At 52.4% G+C, this 20655-nt stretch carries 18 protein-coding genes; 7 read left to right on the forward strand and 11 right to left on the reverse strand.

Annotation, left to right across the window (positions count from 1 at the left end):
- Positions 1-66: 66 nt before the first annotated feature.
- Positions 67-807: a tRNA isopentenyl-2-thiomethyl-A-37 hydroxylase MiaE gene (miaE, locus tag FCL42_RS02250; RefSeq protein ID WP_136861739.1), complete on the forward strand. Its 741-nt coding sequence runs from the start codon at positions 67-69 to the stop codon at positions 805-807.
- A 578-nt stretch (positions 808-1385) separates the two neighbouring features.
- On the opposite strand, the gene FCL42_RS02255 is transcribed toward miaE, so the two are convergent.
- On the reverse strand, positions 1386-2081 hold the full coding sequence (locus FCL42_RS02255) for a lysoplasmalogenase (RefSeq protein WP_136861740.1): 696 nt from the start codon (positions 2079-2081) through the stop codon (positions 1386-1388).
- Between the two features lie 219 nt (positions 2082-2300).
- Here FCL42_RS02255 and FCL42_RS02260 point away from each other — a divergent pair, with 219 nt between their 5' ends.
- The 3 genes from FCL42_RS02260 (at position 2301) to FCL42_RS02270 (ending at position 5747) form a co-directional block, all read left to right on the forward strand.
- Positions 2301-4043, forward strand: coding sequence for a formate--tetrahydrofolate ligase (locus FCL42_RS02260; RefSeq protein ID WP_136861741.1), 1743 nt, complete (start codon positions 2301-2303; stop codon positions 4041-4043).
- Positions 4044-4142: 99 nt separating this feature from the next.
- Positions 4143-4790 (forward strand): MBL fold metallo-hydrolase, encoded by a 648-nt coding sequence (locus FCL42_RS02265; protein WP_136861742.1) that lies wholly within the window; start codon positions 4143-4145, stop codon positions 4788-4790.
- Positions 4791-4871: 81 nt separating this feature from the next.
- The gene (locus FCL42_RS02270) at positions 4872-5747 is read left to right on the forward strand and encodes an NAD-dependent epimerase/dehydratase family protein (protein ID WP_136861743.1); all 876 of its coding nucleotides are present in this window, start codon (positions 4872-4874) and stop codon (positions 5745-5747) included.
- 47 nt (positions 5748-5794) lie between these two features.
- On the opposite strand, the gene FCL42_RS02275 is transcribed toward FCL42_RS02270, so the two are convergent.
- The 4 genes from FCL42_RS02275 to FCL42_RS02290 form a co-directional block, all read right to left on the reverse strand.
- The gene (locus FCL42_RS02275; protein WP_136861744.1) at positions 5795-7759 is read right to left on the reverse strand and encodes an MtrB/PioB family decaheme-associated outer membrane protein; all 1965 of its coding nucleotides are present in this window, start codon (positions 7757-7759) and stop codon (positions 5795-5797) included.
- A gap of 11 nt (positions 7760-7770) precedes the next feature.
- On the reverse strand, positions 7771-8712 hold the full coding sequence (locus FCL42_RS02280; protein ID WP_136861745.1) for a DmsE family decaheme c-type cytochrome: 942 nt from the start codon (positions 8710-8712) through the stop codon (positions 7771-7773).
- 53 nt (positions 8713-8765) lie between these two features.
- The gene (locus tag FCL42_RS02285) at positions 8766-10778 is read right to left on the reverse strand and encodes an OmcA/MtrC family decaheme c-type cytochrome (RefSeq protein WP_136861746.1); all 2013 of its coding nucleotides are present in this window, start codon (positions 10776-10778) and stop codon (positions 8766-8768) included.
- 272 nt (positions 10779-11050) lie between these two features.
- On the reverse strand, positions 11051-13273 hold the full coding sequence (locus FCL42_RS02290) for an OmcA/MtrC family decaheme c-type cytochrome (protein WP_324612844.1): 2223 nt from the start codon (positions 13271-13273) through the stop codon (positions 11051-11053).
- A gap of 490 nt (positions 13274-13763) precedes the next feature.
- Here FCL42_RS02290 and FCL42_RS02295 point away from each other — a divergent pair, with 490 nt between their 5' ends.
- The gene (locus tag FCL42_RS02295; RefSeq protein WP_407644361.1) at positions 13764-14303 is read left to right on the forward strand and encodes a NapC/NirT family cytochrome c; all 540 of its coding nucleotides are present in this window, start codon (positions 13764-13766) and stop codon (positions 14301-14303) included.
- Between the two features lie 147 nt (positions 14304-14450).
- Entirely contained in the window at positions 14451-14927 is a 477-nt protein-coding gene (locus FCL42_RS02300) for a hypothetical protein (protein ID WP_136861748.1), read from the forward strand.
- On the opposite strand, the gene FCL42_RS02305 is transcribed toward FCL42_RS02300, so the two are convergent.
- The 4 genes from FCL42_RS02305 to FCL42_RS02320 all read right to left on the reverse strand — a co-directional run bounded on the left by FCL42_RS02305 (position 14924) and on the right by FCL42_RS02320 (position 17835).
- Positions 14924-15709, reverse strand: a complete 786-nt coding sequence (locus FCL42_RS02305) for a CLCA_X family protein (protein WP_136861749.1) — start codon at positions 15707-15709, stop codon at positions 14924-14926. The two genes, FCL42_RS02300 and FCL42_RS02305, sit on opposite strands and share 4 nt — an antisense overlap.
- Before the next feature lie 67 nt (positions 15710-15776).
- Positions 15777-16115: a hypothetical protein gene (locus FCL42_RS02310; RefSeq protein WP_136861750.1), complete on the reverse strand. Its 339-nt coding sequence runs from the start codon at positions 16113-16115 to the stop codon at positions 15777-15779.
- Between the two features lie 206 nt (positions 16116-16321).
- Complete coding sequence (locus FCL42_RS02315; protein ID WP_136861751.1) at positions 16322-17173, reverse strand: hypothetical protein; 852 nt, start codon at positions 17171-17173, stop codon at positions 16322-16324.
- A gap of 53 nt (positions 17174-17226) precedes the next feature.
- Positions 17227-17835: a peroxiredoxin-like family protein gene (locus FCL42_RS02320; RefSeq protein WP_136861752.1), complete on the reverse strand. Its 609-nt coding sequence runs from the start codon at positions 17833-17835 to the stop codon at positions 17227-17229.
- Positions 17836-18041: 206 nt separating this feature from the next.
- On the opposite strand from FCL42_RS02320, the gene catB reads away from it, so the two are divergent.
- Positions 18042-18674, forward strand: coding sequence for a type B chloramphenicol O-acetyltransferase (gene catB, locus FCL42_RS02325; RefSeq protein ID WP_136861753.1), 633 nt, complete (start codon positions 18042-18044; stop codon positions 18672-18674).
- A gap of 47 nt (positions 18675-18721) precedes the next feature.
- Here catB and FCL42_RS02330 read toward each other — a convergent pair whose 3' ends face one another.
- Together FCL42_RS02330 and sstT are read right to left on the reverse strand one after the other, a co-directional pair.
- Positions 18722-19069 carry a hypothetical protein gene (locus tag FCL42_RS02330; protein WP_136861754.1) on the reverse strand — a complete coding sequence of 116 codons (348 nt, stop codon included), beginning with the start codon at positions 19067-19069 and terminating at the stop codon, positions 18722-18724.
- 137 nt (positions 19070-19206) lie between these two features.
- Positions 19207-20427, reverse strand: coding sequence for a serine/threonine transporter SstT (sstT, locus tag FCL42_RS02335; protein ID WP_136861755.1), 1221 nt, complete (start codon positions 20425-20427; stop codon positions 19207-19209).
- Positions 20428-20655: the final 228 nt, after the last annotated feature.

Genomic DNA, 20655 nt, shown 5'->3' on the forward strand with positions numbered 1-20655 from the left:
CAGAGTTCATCGGTTTTGAGAGACTGAATTTAATAAGAAAAAACGGTAACAAGGAGAGTTTTTAAGGTGTCACTGCTCGAACCCATCAATCAATTTTTGCACTGTTCAACCCCCAAGGGCTGGTTGCAGTATGCCGCTGAGCCTGAGCAGCTGCCGCTTATCTTGCGGGATCATCTGATGTGTGAGCTGAAAGCGGCGCAGTCAGCAGCCTGGTTACTGCGGCGGTATGTATTGGATGACGCTGGAGCCGATCATTTGCAGCGGGTGATGGACAGCTACAGCCAGTGGCTATTTAGCGACAAGCGCGCCGATGGGTTATCGCCGCTGGCGCTGGATTCTGCCACACTTCGATGCCGCCCTCAGGGCAATTCGGAACTGCTGGAGAAGATGCTAAGGCTAATTCGAGAGGAGCTGCACCACTTCATGCAGGTGCTGGAGATCTTGGAGAGCAAAGGCATTGAACCTGAGCCCATGGGGCCCTCGGGTTACGCTTCGGGGTTGATGAGTCTGGTACGTACCTATGAGCCTCAAGCCTTGGTGGATAAGCTCATTATCGGTGCCTTTATCGAAGCCCGTTCCTGCGAGCGTTTTGCGGCCTTGGCTCCCCATCTTGAACCTGAAATTGAACGCTTCTATATGTCGCTGCTGCGCAGTGAAGCGCGCCATTTTCAGGATTACCTGACGTTGGCTGAAGCCATTGAAGGTGGCCCTATTGATGAGCGTATCGCTGAAATTGGTGCGAAAGAGGCCAGTTTGATTCAATCATCAGAAGATAGATTTCGGTTTCACTCTGGTGTTCCAGCGTAATCTGGATGCGTTTTAGAGCTTTTCTAAACGGAAAAATAAGTAAGGTGATCATTTAGCCTCCGGCGGGCGAGGGGCTAGCCCCTCTGCACTCCCCTTTGCCTCCAACGGGACGTACTTCCTCATTCTCGCAAAGATACCAACCGTACCCATGACTTACTCCTTCAGCAGGAGCTAAACCGGTTTCAGACAAGGCAGTTACTTGATGCTTCAGTGGATCTGAAGTGAGAGTGACTAACGCAGTATGAAGCCGGTTTGGGCCTGCCCAAAGGGAAGCCATTAGAAGCATCGACTCGTCGTTGTGATTACTTCAAAGGGCGCACCATTCGTTCGTAATCACGTCTAGATTCAATGCTTCTACTGTCTTCTGAAGGGGATAACTCACGGGTGTGGTTGGTATTGAACGCTACAACATCGGCACGATGCGTCGTCCTTGACTTAGCGTGCCTCTCGGACGTCCTGTCCTCGGTCTAGCGGCATCGCTGCGTCATTTCGGCGTCCCGAGTCGGCGATTGGCGCCCGAATAACAATTCGTTAAAGCCGACAGCCATCTATTTTCGGTTCAAGTCGCACTAGCCTTGTCAGTTTGAGATTACTTTTGAACGCTTTCCGATTTCAGTGGCAGTATCGCTCTCTTGCGAAGCGTGGTTAAGGGCATCCACTAAGCCGTGGGCCAACAAGATAATGGCGGTGAAATAGGTAGCGAAGATGGTGCTCATGCCAAGCTGTGAGTGCCAAACAAAGGTATCGATGGCGATGAGGCTGTCGGAGATCAGAAACAGTAGGGCACCGACTTGTGTGCGTTTATTGAGGTTGGCTCGAAACGCCATCATCACCATCAGCGTCAGCAGCACGCTGTAGGCGGCCAGCAGTGGAGCGCGGTCATCCAGGTAGGGCCAAATTAGCCACAGGAAAATGGGCGTCCCTGGCGCTAACGAGGTCCATTGCCATCGGGGTCTGTTGGCTGGAAATTGACGCATTAGATTAATGAGCGCCAATTGGGTTAGGGCAAACACCATCAGCCCCTGCGCCAGCATTGGAAAATGACCAAAATCTAAAATGACGTCGCCAATGGCTGCGAATACAAATGCGCCCATTAACCACATTCGTTTGGGATGGCTGGTGTTGCTGTATACCCACAGCGCGAGTGCGATGGCGGGGGTGGCTTTTATGGCGTAACTCAGGGGAAACGGACGTAAAAATTCGCTACCCAGATAGGCTAGGGAGGCGATAACTGCCAACAACAGAAGGAGTGAGTGCCGCGATGTCTGAGTCATGATTGAAAGGCTGCCAGAATAAAAATAACAAAAACAAACTGATATTTAATATCGCCAGCGGAAATAGCTCAAGTTACCGGTCGCCTGTGATGTTCAGTTTTGCACAGTAAATGAACAATAAATGGCGAATATTTGTCGGTTTGATCGACAAATATGTCGGATTTGAGGTGTGGATCCAGTACAATGCCGCCAGTTTTCAGCTGTATCCGGAAAATAATAATGAAATCAGACATCGCCATTTCACAAGCTGCTGAGCTTCGCCCAATCACCGACATTGCCGTTGCCGCCGGCATCCGCACCGATGAGTTAATTCCTCAAGGGCAATATAAAGCCAAACTGCATCAGAAACTGTTAAAACGTGCCGCCACGGCACCACAAGGTAAGTTGGTGCTGGTTACCGCCATCACGCCAACGCCTTTGGGTGAGGGAAAGACCGTGACCACCATTGGTCTATCTCAAGGCCTGAATACCATCGGTCAGAAAGTGATGGCGTGCATTCGTCAGCCCAGTATGGGGCCGGTGTTTGGTGTGAAAGGCGGCGCTGCCGGTGGCGGCTATAGCCAGGTGGCACCGATGGAAGAACTGAATCTGCACCTGACCGGCGATATTCATGCGGTTACTGCGGCTCATAACCTCGCGGCGGCGGCCATCGATGCCCGTTTGTTCCATGAACAGAAGCTGGGGGACGGGTTTGAAGAAAAAAACGGCATGAAAGCGCTGAATTTCGATGCCGACTCAGTGGTGTGGAATCGCGTTGTTGACATGAACGACCGTGCGCTTCGCCGCATTCAAATCGGCATCAATGAGCCTGGCAAAACCGTTAACGGCATCGAGCGTGAGTCGGGCTTTGACATTTCAGCCGCCTCTGAGCTGATGGCGATCTTGGCGCTGGCTTCCGATCTTAAGGATCTGCGTCAGCGTTTAGGGCAAGTGGTGTTGGCATACAGCCGCAGTGGTGAAGCGATTACCGCAGAGCAGGTTGGCGTCGCCGGTGCCATGGCGGCCATTTTACGTGATGCGGCGCAGCCGACGCTGATGCAGACCTTGGAAGGGGTGCCAACATTGGTGCATGCCGGCCCATTTGCCAACATTGCCCACGGTAACTCCTCCATCATTGCCGATCGCATGGCGTTGGGGCTGGCGGACATCGTGGTAACCGAAGGCGGCTTTGGCTCCGACATGGGCTTTGAGAAGGCCTGTAACATCAAAGCCCGCGCCGCTGGAAAAGGTCCTGATGCGGCGGTGGTGGTTGCCACGCTGCGAGGTCTTAAAGCCAACTCCGGTCGTTATGACTTGCGTCCCGGTCAGGCGCTGCCAAAAGCCATTTTCGAACCGGATGCTGAGGCGTTGGAAGCGGGATTTGCCAACTTGAAGTGGCACATCGACAACGCCAAGCGTTACGGAGTGCCTGTGGTTGTGGCACTAAACCGCTTCCCGGATGATACCGACGCTGAGCTAAACTGGCTGGCGGACAAAGTGGCTCAAAGCGGCGCCAAAGTGGCACTGTCTGAAGCCTTTGCCAAGGGCGGCGCAGGTGCCACCGAGCTTGCCAAAGCGGTTGTGGAAGCTCTGGCTGAACCCGCTGAATTTACTCACCTTTATGATGCTGAGCAACCCATCGAAGCCAAGCTGTTGACCATGGCCGAAGTGGGGTACGGCGGCCGTGGCATCGATTTGAGCGAGCAGGCCAAAGCCGACATCGAGCGATTGACTAAGTTGGGTTATGGCCACCTGCCGGTGTGCATGGCGAAAACGCCGCTGTCGATCAGTCATGATCCTGCCCTTAAAGGGGTTCCGACGGATTTTGTGGTACCAGTGCGTGGTCTGCGTTTGTGCGCTGGGGCGGGCTTCATCTATGTGCTCACCGGCAATGTGATGACCATGCCCGGTCTGTCAGATAAGCCTGCGTATCTCAACATCGACATCGATGAGGATGGCAACATCACTGGCATCGACGAGTAATCGACGCAATGAATAACAAAACGCCTCCTGCTGGAGGCGTTTTGCTTTAGAGGGGATTTTGGTAACCTAGCGCCATAACTTCCGATAAGAGCGAACGCCATGCAATACCAAATCATCCCTGTGACACCATTTCAGCAAAACTGCAGCCTAATCTGGTGTTCGGACACCAATAAAGCGGCGGTCGTGGATCCTGGTGGTGACCTCGAACGAATCGAAGCGGCCATCGCTGCGGCTGGGGTTGAAGTGGAGCAGATTCTGCTGACTCACGCTCATATCGATCACGCTGGCGCTTCTCGCCAGTTGGCAGACAAGTTAGAGGTACCTCTGGTGGGCCCAGAGAAAGCGGATCAAGCTTGGCTGGATCAGTTGCCGCAACAGGCGCAGATGTTTGGTTTGGCTTTGTCCAATGCGTTTTCGCCAGATCGCTACCTGAATCAAGGGGATAAGGTGCAAGTGGGCAATCAGACGCTGGAGGTGATCCACACCCCTGGTCACACCCCTGGGCATGTGGTGTTCTTCCACCAAGACTCTCAGCGCGCTTGGGTTGGTGATGTGCTGTTTGCGGGTTCCATTGGCCGCACCGATTTCCCGATGTCCAACCACGACGATCTGATCGCTTCCATTACCGAAAAGCTGTGGGCATTAGGGGATGAGGTGGAGTTTGTGCCGGGCCACGGTCCGAATTCAACCTTTGGCGCCGAGCGCAAATCTAACCCATTCGTCGCGGACCGCGTATTGGGCCGCTAGCCTAATACTCCTGATTTGGCTTTACAAACAGCTCATGTTCGAAACCGGCGTCAGGCCGGTTTTTACGTTTAGGAAGGACGGATGAAAATACTAGTGACCGGCGCAACCGGCCGGGTCGGGCGAGCAATTGCTATCCATCTTATGCATCATCATGAGGTGGTTGGGCTGGATAGAGCCCCCAGCTCAACGGCAGATTTTGTTGGGGATCTTCGGGATGAAGCCCTGCTGAGGCAAGCGTTGGCTGGCGTGGATGTGATCGTCCACGCTGGTGCGCTACACGCCCCCCATGTGGGGCGGGGCAGCGATGAGGAGTTTGAGTCGATAAATGTGGATGCTACCTTAAGGTTGGCAACGTTGGCGGTGGAGTTGGGGGTTAAGCGATTTGTGTTTACCAGCACCACCGCGCTTTACGGTAAAGCGTCTACACCGGAAGGCCGCAGTGGTTGGGTGGACGAAACTTTGATTCCCAAACCAAGAACCATCTATCACCGCACTAAGCTGGCGGCAGAGCAGGGGCTGGAAGCGCTGTCGACCCGGCATGACTTGCCCGTCACGGTACTGCGTATGTCTCGCTGTTTTCCTGAACCTGCAGATTGGATGGCGGTATATCGGCTAACCCGAGGCATTGATGCTCGAGATGTGGCCCTCGCACACAGATTGGCGATTGAGACCGACTTACCGGGCTTTGAGCGCTTCATTATTTCCGGCAAAACCCCATTTCAATCTAAAGACTCGGACACGCTTTATGGCGGTGCGAGAGAGCTTATTCGATTAAAGTGCCCCAAACTTGCTACAGAGTTTGAACGCCGAGGTTGGCACTTACCTGAGACCCTGGATCGGGTGTACGACTCATCCAAGGCGCAGCGACTGCTTGGCTGGCAGCCTCAGCATGGTTGGGAGTCGGTGTTGCAGATGCTTGACGAGGAGGTCTCTGAAGTGTTGCCGGTGAGAGCTTGAGACTAAAAAGGCCAGCGGATGCTGGCCTTTTTCATGATGGGACGGGCTTACAACTGGTAGTTGAACGACAACATCACCATATGGGCGTTGTAGTCGCTGTTTAGATCACCCAAGGTCACCAGGTTGTTCACCTGCTGCGCTTCAATCACCGCGTAATCGGCATCCTCGTAACCTTCAAAGCGGTAGTCCAGACGTAGGCTGGCTTGCTTAGAAAGGGCATAGGCACCGTACAGGTTCAGATTGTGGCTGGTGGCGAAGTAGTCGTCATACTCGCTGAATCCAGACACGGTGTTGCTTTCGGAGTCGGCGTACACATAGTCGCCACCTAGAACCAACTTATCTGCCATTAGACCGGTGTAAGTAAAGCCAAAGCCGGCGTTGAAGAAGTCATCTTCCACAACCGCATCCCAAGTGGCAGGGCCGGAAACAGAACCAGACTGCTCAGAGGTGATCCACTGCTGGCCAACAAACAGGTGCGTGTTGAAACGCTCTGTGTGGGCAAAGCCGATGGTCAAATCGTAGCTGTAGTCTTCTGCTTCGGTCAGGCCGATCTCAGAATCTTTGTAGTCATCCAGAGCGTAGTGACCGTTAAGGTCGACGCTTAGGCGCTCGGTTGGGTTGTGGCTGATGCGGATGCTGGCTTCGGTGCGATCGCGGTCGGCCAGGTAGTAACGACGAGTCAGATCGTTGTCACTGCCCTGAACTTGATAGCTGGAACCGTCACGGCTGTTGAAGCCACCTTTAATGGCAACATCGAACTTGTCGAACGCGGTCACGCGCAGACGAGCCCAGACGCCGTCATCGGTGGTCTCTTCACGGTCTTGACCTGAGCGAGTCACCTCTTTGCGGTCGTAGCCACCGTCAACACGATAGCCAGAAGCGATGCGATAGCTGGCGCCCACTTTGTAGGTGGTGCGTTCGGTATCGTACGCGGTGTACTCGGTGGCGTTACCGGAAGCGGCATCAATTTCAACACCTGGGGTGTAGAACACTGAGGAGCCCACATCGCGGTCACTGTAATCAAAGCTGGCGGTGAGGCGCAGTTTGTTGGTGACCAGAGAGGTTAGCTTCAGATCCACATCGGTGGTGGTGACCTTGCCATCGAAACTGCTAATGCCGTTGCCGTAGTTGAGCAGGCTGTCGTCTTGGGTCATCTCACCGGTGGCGAAGCGACCAGCGATGTTAGTGCGGCCAAAGCCGTATTGGCCATTAGCAATCACCTGGTAGGCTTCGTTGCTTGGCGCATCTTGGTAGGCGCCCATGGCACTATCGAAGTTGAACGCACCAAGGTTGTTGTCGTAAGCGGAAGCCAAGTAGCTTAGGCTGGTAAACCAACGTTCGCCATTGACCTTAACCCCAGCTTCCCAAGTGTCGGTAGTGCTGTCGATAGGCTTGGCGAAGTTGACGTGACTTTGAGTACCACCATAAAAGGACGCAGCTTGTTTACCGGTCTTATCTTCGCGTTTGAAGTTGGCCCAGGTTTGCCACATCTCGCCGCCAAAGCTCAGCTCGGCGCCGTAGCGCTCGCGCTCAGTTTGCAATGACTGCTTGCTGAGATCACCTTTCACCAAAGTATTGCCAACGAAGCCGTACTCAGACTCGGCGTTGGCGTAGTTCACGTGAACCAGCTTGCCGTAATCCAGAGCCACGCCCCAGGTATCACCGTGGCCAGCTTCTACGTGCGCTCGGCCGTTGTCCATGCCTAAGTTGTCAGCGGTAAAGCTTGCGCCATAACCGGCGTCGCTTAGGTAGGTTAGGTCTGCATTGACGGCACCAACCGCGCCATCTTCGCCACCAAAGGCGTTGGCGGAGCGTTCGTTGTCGCTGTCGATGACACCCGCGGCTAGGCCGACGGTACCGTTAGCCCCGGTTTGAACGCTGCATCGTTTGCAGTTCCACTTGTCGGTATTCACCTTGTCTAGGTTAGCGTCTTGCAGGCTGTAGCCACCGGCCATAGCCATGCCAGATACGCCGGCCAACGCTAGGGTGATCAGATTTAAACGAAAGTTCATCCTATGTCTCCTTAGCGTTGCAACGCTTGGCCGTCAGGGTGGTTAGACCCGTGAACCTGAGTGTGGCAGTTCAAGCAGCTTTGGCCGCCGGTGAACACACTTGGTTTGCCATTGATGCTGTTGCCGCTGTGCGCATTTGTGTGGCATTGCTGACACAGTTGCGGTGCGCGGTTTTTCAACATGCTTTCATTAACGCTGCCGTGGGGGTTATGACACGCTGAACAGTCTTCGGCAACTGGGGCGTGTTCCCATAAGAAAGGGCCGCGCTTCTCCGCGTGACACTCATAGCAGGTTTCGTTGGTTGAGGTGCGGTTAAGCGCGGCTTCCGACATTGAACCGTGAGGGTTGTGGCAGTCAGAGCAGATCATGTCAGACCATTTGATAGGGTGAGCGCTGCGCTTGTTCATGTCCGCTTTCTTGCGGGTGTGACAGCTTACGCAGGTATCCACTTCAGTATCAGGGTCTAGGATAGGATCTTTTTCGGCGTGAACCACGTGGCAGGAGGCACAGGCCACCTCTTCCAAGTTGTGGCTGCTGGCGTGCCATGCCATGCGCTCACCGTCTTGGTGACAGGAGAGACAAACGCTGTTTTGCTTGTCTGCTGGCAGTGGCGACTCAGCGCCAAATTGGATCATTGGCTCCTTACCACCACGGTTGTGCTTGCCTTGCGGGCCGTGACAGGCTTCACATTGAAGGCCAGACATAGGGCTTTTGCTGTGAGACGTTTGGCCGTGAACCCCTTTGAAGATCTCCATCACTTCGCCGGTTTTCTTGTGGCACATGATACAGCCGTCGGCACCTTTCTTGGAGTACTCACCAGCTGCGAACTTGGCATCAAGAATCTGCTCAATCTCTTCAGCGGGCTTGTTGTTCCACTTGGCCGCGGTTGCACCAAAGCCCACCATCAGCGCTGCGGCTGCAAGTAGGGGGGTAACCCAGTTCATCTTTTTCATAAGATTTCCTACATTCAGGTCAGTGAGGGGAGGGCGAGCCTCCCCTTAGTGACTTAGAAGTTCAGTGCCTTGTGGTTTTCCAGAGATGGTGCGTGACAGATGAAGCAGTTTTCTGCGGCAACTGCATCTTGAGCAACACTCTTCTCTACGTTGTACTTACCGTTACCGAAAGTACCACCGGTCATGTGCTCAATCGCGGCATCGTAGTTGTGGCAGCTGCCACAGGTTGCAGCGATTGGGGTGCCGTAGGCGGCATCTGCTGGGTTGTATGGGCTACCGCCATCAAGAACGCCAGTATTGATGGCGCCTTTGTTGGCGAAAGCACCTAGGTTGAAGCTGGAGTGACACTCGGCGCAGTCCTGAATGATCGCTTCGCTACCGTGGCGAGCGTGCAGTTTCTGCTCGATGGCGCCTAGGTTAGTGGAAGCGTAGGTGCCCGCAGGGGTGTGACAGGACACACAACCGTCCAAGCCAAAGTCAACCTGTTCACCCATGACGAAACCTGGGTGGTGAGTGCCTTTGTGGATTTCGAAGTTGTCGCTGTGACATTCCGCACAGGCTTTGGCACTCACTGAGTCGGTGTGACGCTTGCTAGGCTCAGCACCTGATTTGGTGGTGAAGGCTAGGTTAGCGTTCATGCCGGTGAAGTGCTCGTCCAGAGTGTGGCCGTCAGCGTCGGTGGCAACGCCTTCACAGGAGATGATCTTGTCGCCTTCAGAGCAAACAGACAGACCCGCGAAAGTGAATGCGGTGTCGGCATCGGTACCTTCGCCGCCGAAGTCCACATTGGTGATGGCCACAATGGTGTTACCGACGATGGTAACGTTGTCAGCCAGCTCACCACGCTCAACGGCGTTGAAGCTGTTGTAGCCGTATCCGTGGATAGGGAAGTTCGGACCAACGTTGGTGGTCAGTTCCAGACGCTCGATGTTGCTAACGATGGCGTTAGGATCCAGAGCGACACCAGCCTCGTCCAATACGGTAACCGAGATAGACACGTTGTCAGAACCGGCGTTGTAAGCCATCTCTACGTCGGTACCCCATTGGCCAATAACCGCGTCGGTTTGCTCGTGGGATAGGGTGTGAATGTTGCTGATCTGCTCAGGGGTGTGGCAGGTAGCACATTCGGAATTATCCTTCTGCGCAATGTGAGTCGCAGATGGAATTGGGAATTTGTTGTCGTCGTAGCCCTTGTTGTGACAGCCGGTACAGGTTTCCTTAGTTGGAACGCGATTCCAGTTGCCCCATTCAGCTAGCTCAGCAGATTCCACGTGACAGGTGCGACAATCGTTACCGATCAGCGCCTCGGCCGCTTCACCACTGTACAGGTGATCTTTCTTATCAACGAAAGAGGTTTCGCTGTTGTGGATGGCGTGAACCAGGTGCTGGAAGCTGGTGCGCTTGCCAGTCAGCTTAGTTTCGCTGTGACAGGCGATGCAGGTTTCCACTTCGGTATAGGCGGAGTGGCGACCGAAGGTCAGCAGCTCACCCTCGAGGTGACACTGAGCACACACTTCGTGGGAAACCACATTTTTGGTGTACTGAGGTGCAGCGCCGTCACCGTTGAAGTCAACGCTGATCTCTTGGGCTGGAATGGCCGTGCCATCAGGCAGCGCGCTGGTACCGGCCACAACGTTGAAGCGTTGGGTCAGGTTCAGGTTGGGAGTGGTGTCGGCAAAGGTAAAGGTGTAGTAACCGTTGCCTTGGTCAACGAATTGTGACTGGGAGCCATTGGATTCCCACTTGGCGGAATCGCCGATGGCCACTTCGTCAGAGCCTTGAGGGTACAGTTGGTACTGTTTTACCTGCAGGCTTTGTAGGCCGACAATAGACTCGTCGTCTTCGTTGGTTGCCAGTACGGTAACTACTGGTTGACCATCGGTATAGTTAACATTGGTCACCTCAAGGTTGAGGGTGTTAACTTCCATGGCGGGTTCACCACCAGGTCGACCTGGGTCACCATCATCGCCGGAGTTACCATCGCTTCCGCCACAGGCGGAGAGGGCGGAGCTCACTACCACAGCGGTAGCCAGCAAGCGCCAGTCTTTAGGTTGTTTCATCATCATCATTATTTCCCTGCTTTTCAGAGAAAGGGATTCCCCAGTCTCTTCGAATGTCTGTTGTTTTATACATCAGAATCAATTCATTCAAGGCGATTTATATCAATTTAGGGGTAGATAGTCTGTGACCTGCATCGCCGATTGAATAAGGTTTCACTAATGGAAACGTAAAGCTTTGTAAAGTGATAAAAGAAATGAAGGATTGCTTGAGTTTAGTTCATTTTGTGAAAAGAAAAACCGGCCACAAGGGCCGGTTTTTGTTGCTAAGAGTTTATCCCTTAGTGACCGTGTACAGTGGTCAATTGCTCAGGAGAGTGGCAGGTTGCGCAGCTCTCTTTCGCGTTGGTGCGAACTTCGTCTGCGGTTTCTGCACCCACAACCGCACCATAGGTGGTCATGTGGGCCAGAGCTGATTCACCTAGGTACTTCTGGTGACAGGTAAAGCAAGTACCGGCATCGGAAGAGACGAAGATGTCTTTGGCACCGCCGGTGGAGTTGTCACCGGTTGCGAAGCGCCATACGCGATCTGGGCTACGACCTAGCTCAATGCCGTTATCGGTGTGACAAGTGGCACAGTCGGTCTTCAGCACAGTGCCTGAACCTACGCCTGCATACTTGAGGTAGTGGCCGTCAGCTTTGTGAGCCTTATAGGCAAAGCTGGTGCTCTTCTTGGTGCCTTTATCGGCATCATCAGTCTTAGTGGACTTGTCTGCAGTGTGGCAGGCCTGACAGTTAACGCCGTTGGAGTCGTGGTAGTACTCAGCACCGTGGCAAGATTGACACTTAGCTTCGTCGATGATGTCACGACGCATGGCAACGTCAGCATTGGCGTCGACACCGTTGTTCCAAACAAAGCGCTTAGGCTCATCTTGGATGTAAGCGGCTTTAACGCTGTCAGAGTTACTGCCATCGGCTTCGTAGCAGCTCTTTGGTTCAACCAGTGGGCGACCGTAACCGCCTTTCTGGAAGCAGGTTTTCACTACAGGAAGCAGTTCCATGGTTTTGCCGTTGATGTCCGCAGGCAGAACGATGTTGGCACTGGAGACGCTAAAGGTCTTAGTCGCTGCATCGTAAGTCACCTGAGTGTCGTCATACAGATCGATGCGACGCTCGGAGTACTTGCTGCCATCTTCGTAGGCTGGGTAATCTTTGTCGATATCCCAAGAAACCACGATGTATGGCTTGCTGTAACCTTCCTTATATACGAACTCTTTGGCAATGGCTTCGCCAGCGTCGTTAAACAGCTGAACGTCAAACGCGATACCGTTGCTGCCGTTAGAAGCGATGTTGGTGAACTCAGCGCTGTAGTCTTTGCTGACGTCATACGGCTTGGTGTAATCGCCGTGTGCTTCTTCAGCGCTGCGGCCGTAACCTTCAGGCTTGTGGCAAGACATACAGTCGGTGCTTGAGTGCATGTATGAAGGTGTTTCTTCGTGACAGCTGATACAAGCGGTGTTGCTCTTATCGGCTTTGAACAGATCCGCGTCTGCAGGGGCGTTGTCGCCTTCTACGTGACAGGAGCTACAGTCGGCCGCAGGCTTTTGCGGGAACATCACCTTACCGTAGTCGTGGATGCCACCACCGTAACCGATGATCTTGTACGGCTTGGCCACGGTGACTTCATTTCCATCGGCATCTTTTTCGATGACGTGGCGAGTTTCACCTTTGTGGATAGCGTGGATCATGAAGCCAAAGTCAACGCTGTTACCAGACTCTGGATCGGCAGAGGTTGGGGTGTGACAGGCAACGCAGTTTTCGATGTCGGTACGACGGCCACCGTGGAATGCCAAGCTTTCTGGCTGGTGACAGGTGTAACAGGTTTCCAGAGAAACCACATCACGAGTCTGCAGATCGGTAGTGGCACCGGTTGATGGCTGGAAGTCGTAGTGAGCATTCTCAACAAACGAAGGGTGCTCAAGTTCCATGTAGATGCGCTGGGTTGCATCGGCGTTGTAGGTTACGGCAACGGGAGCCGTTACATTGGCAACGTTAGCGGCGAAGGTGTAGCTGTAGGTGCCGTCTTTGTTGTCAACCAAGCAGTCGGTACACGCTTTTTCAACGTTTGCTTGAACCGTAGGACCAGGGTTCAGACCGGTCATGTCGTCTGGCAACCAGTCTTCGTTAGGCTGTTTGGCATCGTTGATAAAGGACTGCCACTGGAAGCCGCGATCGTATTCGGTGTCATCAATGGTTTCAGAGACTTGCGTCAACTGAGAGATACCAAAGCGCAAATCGTGATCCGTGGTTAGGCCATAAACGGCAACGCCATTGGCGTTTTCTAAGGTGAAGTCTACCTTGACTTGGCCATCGGTAATGGTGGCGTTAGTAAAGGTGGCGGTAACTGACTTTTGTTCGTCAATATGCACGCCAATAGGACCTGGTTCACCAGGTTCGCCTGGCTTGCCGTCGTCACCATCGCTGCCGCCACAGCCCGCTAGGGCAACGGCACCTAAACTGGCAAAGGCCATAGCCCGCCATAGTTTGGATTGTTTCATCATCATTTCTTTTCCCTGCATAATAAGCATTTGTATGCTCTCAAGAATCTATCCCTAAAGGGGTAGTTTCTCAGCAGCTTTAAGATACAGTTAGTCTAGTTGACCCGTTGTGATCCATTTCAATAAAAACTAATGTTCATACAAAATTTACATATCGCAGTTTTGGTTTTGTATATGTGATCAAAGTATTGATTCCGATGCCGATTTTGATGCCTCTATAAACATATTTTTTACTTGCGAATGAGTCTTAAATCGATCTTGAGTTGGAATGGGGTCAAAAAATTGATCCAGATCCCGCTGGTCAGTTAAATAGTTCTTAAAACTCGTTCATTTGTGATTTGGGTCATCTTTTGTGTAGGTTTGGATGAGTAGAATTCTCTATTGAGAAATTAGCGGCCCTGTTGGGCCGCACTGCTTTATGAGATGAGGATGAGAGATGGTAGATAATAAAAAGTCTGCTTGGGCTAAATTATGGCAGCAGCCTAAAGCCAAATGGATGCTAGGTATCCCTGTTGGTGCATTCCTGGCTGTTGCTGTAGGTGCAATTGGTTTCTTCGGTGGCCAAACTGTACTTCACGCAACCAGTTCCGATGCGTTCTGCATGAGCTGTCACAGCAACCACTCGTTGAAAGACGAAGTGATGGCGTCTGCTCACGGTAACAACAAAGCGGGCATTACTGTTCAGTGTCAGCAGTGTCACCTGCCGCCGGATCCAGTTCGTTACTTGGTTAAGAAGATCATCGTATCTAAAGACCTATACGGTTACTTGACCATCGACGGTTTCAACACTCAAGAGTGGCTGGATGAAAACCGTAAAGAGCAAGCTGATCTCGCTCTGGACTACCTGCGTTCTATTGATTCTGACACCTGTCAGAGCTGCCACACTAACGTGTATGAGAACCAGCCTGAGTCCATGAAGAAGATGGCGAAGAAGATGCACGCAATGAACTTCAAAAAGCTTCAAACCAAGCCTGAGAAGTACAAGACCTGTGTTGATTGTCACAAAGGCGTTGCTCACCCTTACCCTAAAAAGTAAGCGGCTCAAAACCCTTTGATAAAAACCTCGCTTAGGCGAGGTTTTTTGTGTCTAAATTATAATTGTTCTCATTTGGGGTCGGAGATATTTAAATAGAGACCGATCTTTTTGTTATTATTTTTTACTTATTCGTTAATTGGTTTGTTGATGAAAACGTATTTATCTCTATTGCCTCTATTATTGATTGGCTGCACTGACGTATCACCAAGAGCCATTGGTTATATTGGCTTTGTAGATCATCGGCCTTGGGCAATCCCATTTAATGATTGCATCGCATACTCGTTAGAAACCGCAGAGCCATACCGCTGGTTTGATCGACGTTTGCCCTCGGTCAGTTGTTACTTCTTTACTACCAAGCCATCGTTTGGATTGATTAAGGTTTACGACAGCCCTACCGTCGATGCCAATTATGAAACCATCGGCCGTTTTCAGGAGTTTTCCGTATCCGAATCTGGTTGGGGAAGTTTCCCGTGGGTGTATGAGAGAGCCAATTCCGATTGGTACCGCGTGGCTGAAGGTTGGTTGCACCTTAGCGAAGCAGATAGAGGCGTTGTTCGTTTCTATTCAGGTGAGCAGGATAGTGAGGCGAAACGCCGACACGATGAGTATTATCAAAATCATTAAAGGCTGCGACCCAAGAGCTCAAAATAGCTGAGGGTGGCGTTACGAATTATCCGTAGGTGCTCAGGGCTAGGATAGGCGCCTGCTTTGGCTAAGTCACTTTGCTTGGTGCCACTGACCAGATACTGATTTTTGATGCGATTATCCCCTTGAATACAGGCTTCGAAAGCTCGAGCCATTAACTCCGTGGGCAGGGCAAAGTAAGTGCGTCCTAACTGCTTGTCCAATGCCATCGCCTGGGTAAGGTACTCCCCATGGTCGTCGGTATTGGGGGCAAACACCGCTTCAAATAACTGTGACAACGCGTGATTAATAGGATGAGCTCGCAGCGGCTCATGTTGCAGCCACAGGTGGCTAGCAAAGCGAATACCATGATGACGCTGCTCGAAGGCTTTCTCGGCAACATGATGATCAAAGGCATGCCAGAACTCGTGGGCGAGGGCTCCTGAACCGGCATTTTTCGCCAGTGCTAGAGTTTTGGAAGCCGGAGCATAGTGAGCCTGAACGCCCGGCTGTCCGCCGGTGCCAAAGGCCAAACTCAGTTGCCCGCGAAGACCTAAGGTTTGCGGCGGCACATTGAGGATAAACGCCAAGTCCGCTAGGGCATCAAAGATGAGGTTGGCCGCTTGCTGGCGTTCTGCCTTGTCGACCCAGCGGCCTACCTTGACCCCAGATAAGCCAAATTGGTCCCGAATGTCGCCAAAGGAGACGTCGTCTCCAAAGCGGTAGTCCGGACCCTGTCGGTAGTGAGGTTGCCATAAGCGGCTGGTGTTACTCGAGTGCATCGGCGAACTATGGCTGACACCTTGGCGCAGTGCAAGTGATTACTAAGGCGTTTAAAGGGAAGCAACCTTAATGTTCTTGGTAAACCCAGGAGCTGATCTTTTTATCAAGTTGTGAGTAACGCCTATCACTGGTGATGAACATGGTACCGATGACGGTGCCTGCTGCGGCGGCCAAAAGCAGAAACTGAACCGATTCAGAGAAGCCTAGCTCGACGATTTTGTCATGCAGATTTAGCACCCAAAGCCCCAGTGCAAGGCAGATCACCAGAGGTATGCCAAAGCAAAGGTAGAGCTTGGCTTTCGTTCTTGGGTGCTTAATTAAGGCCGCTTGCATGCGGCACATCAGCTCGATCGCTACGGCGAATACGGCGGCGGAGGTGAGTACGTAAGTCAGAATAGACAGCATTGGCGATTGGATTTCTGTTGGCGCGAATTTGAAGATGATTAAGAGTTAACTCGGCTCGTCGTCATCTGCTGGACAAGCAGTGAAAGTAAAGTTGACCCCGGTAGCTAAGGCTAATTTCATCATCGACTGGGTCAGGCTGTAGCTAGCTGCAAACTGCGCTTGTTGACCAACAAAAAGCCGATGTCCAGTTCATTATCAAACTCCCGTTACTGCGAGGTTTGGGTTTGCTGGCGATTTTGCCATTGAGGTTTGACCGCATGATTGAACTTATCCAGAAGCGATTGGCCCTTGTCTTGATTGTGAAGTTTAATCAGGTCGACTTTGAGTTTGCCATCGGGATGAAACTGGCTGACATAGCTGCCCATGGATTCCATATCCCACTGCCAATGGCTTAACCTTCCAACCACTTGATTGGCAAATTGGAACGCTTCGTATTCGTTGGCCAAGGTCATGAAATCGGAGAATGAGTAATCCGTTAACTGTTTTTGAGCTTCAAACGCGGCGCGATAAGTGGAGGCCATGATGCCATTGTCATCAAACGCCAATTGGAATTGCAGCGAATGACGGGTTTCATGAATCATTAAGGCCAACACGGTCCAGTTATCCATCTGTGCTAGCTTCTCAGAGTTGAGAAACACCGTTCCCCTATCTGGGTTGTCTGGATCAAAATCGAAGTAAACCGTTTTTCCCGGATAGCTGTGGCTGTCGATGATGAGCTTGGGCTCGCCGATGCCAACCAGACGACATTGAAGCTCAAAGATGTCCACTAAATAGGGCAGCATCTCATCGAAACTGAGGGTTGGCCAACTCTCTAGCATCGCCTCAATTTCATCATCTTTGACGATGGCCATCGTTAAGCTGTTGGCTTCTTCTTGGGTGATCCGCATCGCTTGGCGCACAAACTTTAGGCTTTGAGGCTGCAATACAAACGCTTTAGGCGCCTGGGATTGAACCTTGGCGTTGGCGTAGAAAGGGTCTATTTCTGCCAAGGCGAAAGGGGCATTTAACAGCAGAGGCATCCCAAGGCTCAAGAGTGTGTTAGTCAGCTTTTTCATCATGGATAACAGTATCTTTGCAGAGCATTGGGCGCCATCATACCGATATCAGTTGACTAGTCCACCATCAATTTGGCGGCAGTGAGTACTAACTCTGGTTCCACTCTCACCTTGTAGTTGGGGTTGAGATAGCTGAAGTGCACCAAGCCTTTGCCGTCCACTAAGTAGACGGCGGGAACTGGCAGCGCTGCTCGTTGGCTGTCTTTATCTTGAACCAAACGGGAACCCAATTTGTTGATGTAGGCTTTGGACAGTTTGGGGGAGAGCAGGTAGGCGATGCCGAACGCTTCTGAGGTTGCCAGTTGAGTGTCAGACAGCAGTTGATAATTCAGTTCATCTCCCGCTTGTTTTAGCTCACTTGGGGCATCGGGGGAGATGGCGATGATCTGTACTCCAAGACGATTTAGCTGCGCCTCAATTTTGGCGAGACCAGCCAGTTGCGCGTTGCAGTAGGGGCACCAGCCACCACGATAGAACACCAACAGGCTGGGTTTACCATCGGTCCACTGGCCAAGGGATTGGCGTTGGCCATCGGCATTGGTTAGTTGGGAATCGGGAATGGTCATGCCGTTTAGAAGTGGTTGGATTTGGGTCTCGGATGGGGCGATGGCGGCACTGAGAGTAAATGATGACAGTGCCAGCAGCAGGGTAATGATCTTGTTCATTGGGAAGTCCTTTTAGAATATCAGTCTTAGGCGATAGACCACCTACCGACTCAGACGAGTAATAGACCGGAGGCCGCGTGGATGCATTTCACCTGAAATTGCGGTATTTCAATCTTTCTGGTGGCCTGTGAGCTGGAGTCACAGCGGGGCACTGAGAAGGTTTGCTACAATGCCTGCCACATTAAGTCTTTGAATAGATTCGAGCGATGAATAACTATTTCGATTCGCCCTTTGCCGGAAAGCCCCTTTCTGAGCAGGTGACCAACCCCAACATCATCGTTGGCCGACATAGCTACTACTCCGGTTATTACCACCAGCACAGTTTCGATGACTGCGCCCGATACTTAAGCCCTGAACGAGATGACGTGGATAAACTGCGCATTGGCAGTTTTTGCTCTATCGGTTCTGGGGCGGTGTTTATGATGGCGGGCAATCAAGGCCATCGCCACGACTGGGCCGCCACCTTCCCATTTTTCTACCAAGACAACCCAGACTTTGCTGGGGCGAAGGACGGCTTTAAACGAGCGGGAGATACGGTGGTTGGCAACGACGTTTGGATCGGCGCTGAAGCGATGATCATGCCTGGGGTTCGTATCGGAGATGGAGCCATCATCGCCAGTCGGGCGCTGGTCACCAAGGACGTCAAACCCTATGAAGTGGTGGGCGGTAACCCGGCAAAACTGATCCGATTGCGGTTTGAACCTAAACAGATTGAGATGTTGATGACCATGAAATGGTGGCAGTGGCCTGATGAGCAACTGAAAGGGGCGATGACGCTGCTTTGCTCCGGTGAGATTGAGGCGCTATTTGCCTATTGGCAGGCACAGACTAATCAGTAACAAAGCGCCAGCAAAGAAGCTGGCCCTTTGTTATCTGTCAACACGGGTTAGCTCTGTACCAGAGTTTGGCACTGCTGTTTGTATTGGTTCATCAGCGGTCCGATGGAGCCTGGATTGGGCAACATCCCTTGTTGGCGAGAGGTCTCTTCGCTAAGCATCTCATCAAACTCGTCGCCAACCTCCTCTTGAGCCATTTGAAAGGCCAGCTTCTTCGCCAGTTGCAGACGAATGATTACCTGCTTCATTTGCGGGGCATTGAGCTTACCTAGGGCGGTTGTGGCAATGTCGTAATAGGCGGCGCACTGCACCGTCATCGGTGGCGGTCCCTTGTCACCGGAACAGCCCCCAAGGGCGAGAAGGGCAGAGACTAGGGCGATCTGAGTCAGTTTGACCATTCAAACTCCATGTAAGAAATGGGAAATCACTGTTATTCACGGTAACCCAGCTAGGGGGATTACGCAATCTGCCCAATTTAGAGAATAAAAAGCCCGGCGCAGTGCCGGGCTTGATTGTTTAGGGCTAAGACCGTGTTCTAGTCTTGCTCTTTCTCGGCCGCTTTACAGGCGGCGGCAGTAAAGATCACGTCGGTGGAGCTGTTCAGCGCAGTTTCGGCGGAGTCTTGAACCACACCGATGATAAAGCCAACGGCGACTACCTGCATGGCGATGTCATTGGAGATGCCGAACAGGCTGCAAGCCAGTGGGATCAGCAGCAGGGAACCACCGGCGACGCCGGAGGCACCACAGGCGGAAACCGCGGCCACAATGCTAAGCAGCAGTGCGGTTAGGATGTCTACTTCTACGCCCATGGTGTGCACCGCCGCTAGGGTGAGCACAGTGATGGTGATCGCTGCGCCGCCCATGTTGATAGTGGCACCCAGAGGGATAGACACTGAATAGGTATCCTCGTGCAGATCGAGACGCTTACACAGGTCAAGGTTAACTGGAACGTTAGCGGCAGAGCTGCGGGTAAAGAAGGCGGTTACGCCGCTTTCACGCAAACATTTCAGCACCAATGGGTATGGGTTCTCATGGGTCTTGATGAACACCATCGCTGGGTTCACCACCAGAGCGATAAACGCCATGGCACCTAGCAGTACGAGCAGTAACTGACTGTAGCCGGCCAGTGCACTAAAACCAGTTTCGGCAATGGTGTTGGAGACTAAGCCAAAGATACCAATGGGCGCAAAGCGGATCACCACTTTAACGATGCTGGTGATGCCGTGAGACAGGTCTTGGAATACTTGCTTAGTGGCGTCGGTGGCTTTGTGCAGCACCAAGCCCAGAGCCACAGCCCAAGCCAAGATGCCGATGAAGTTACCGGTCATCAGCGCGTTGATTGGGTTGTCGACAATCTTAAACAGCAGGGTGTTTAAGACTTCGGCGATGCCCTCAGGCGGCGTTACGGTGGCGTTATTGGTCACCAGCGCCAGCGAGGTTGGGAACATAAAGCTGGCGACCACCGCGGTCAGAGAGGCGGCGAAGGTACCAATCAGATACAGAGTAATGATTGGGCGCATGTTGGTGTGTTCGCCACGCTTTTGGTTGGCAATGGACGCTGCGACCAGTACGAATACCAAAATTGGGGCTACCGCCTTAAGGGCGGAGACAAACAAGCCACCGAGGAAGCCGATGCTCTTGGCGGAGTCTGGGGAGACTACCGCAAGGGCAATACCGGCGAGTATGCCGATGAAAATCTGGAGAACCAGACTGCCATTGGCCAGTTTAGAGATTATTGATTGCTGAGTTTTCATAATTTGCCTAGTGCATTATTTTTATAATCGGCGGTCAAGCCACCATTAATGCGACTTTTAACAATTGTCACCGGCAGTGTCCACTGCAAATTGTCATTAGCTTGATATCGTCCCACTAATGGGCTGATTTCTCGCCACAGGCCCGATTATCACTATGGTTGGATAGCGAAACTTTATCGACTGGTCATACTTCTTTACCCCACTTTTAACCCAATTGTGCGGCCTTGT

The organism is Ferrimonas aestuarii, assembly GCF_005116665.1.
Taxonomy (GTDB): domain Bacteria; phylum Pseudomonadota; class Gammaproteobacteria; order Enterobacterales; family Shewanellaceae; genus Ferrimonas; species Ferrimonas aestuarii.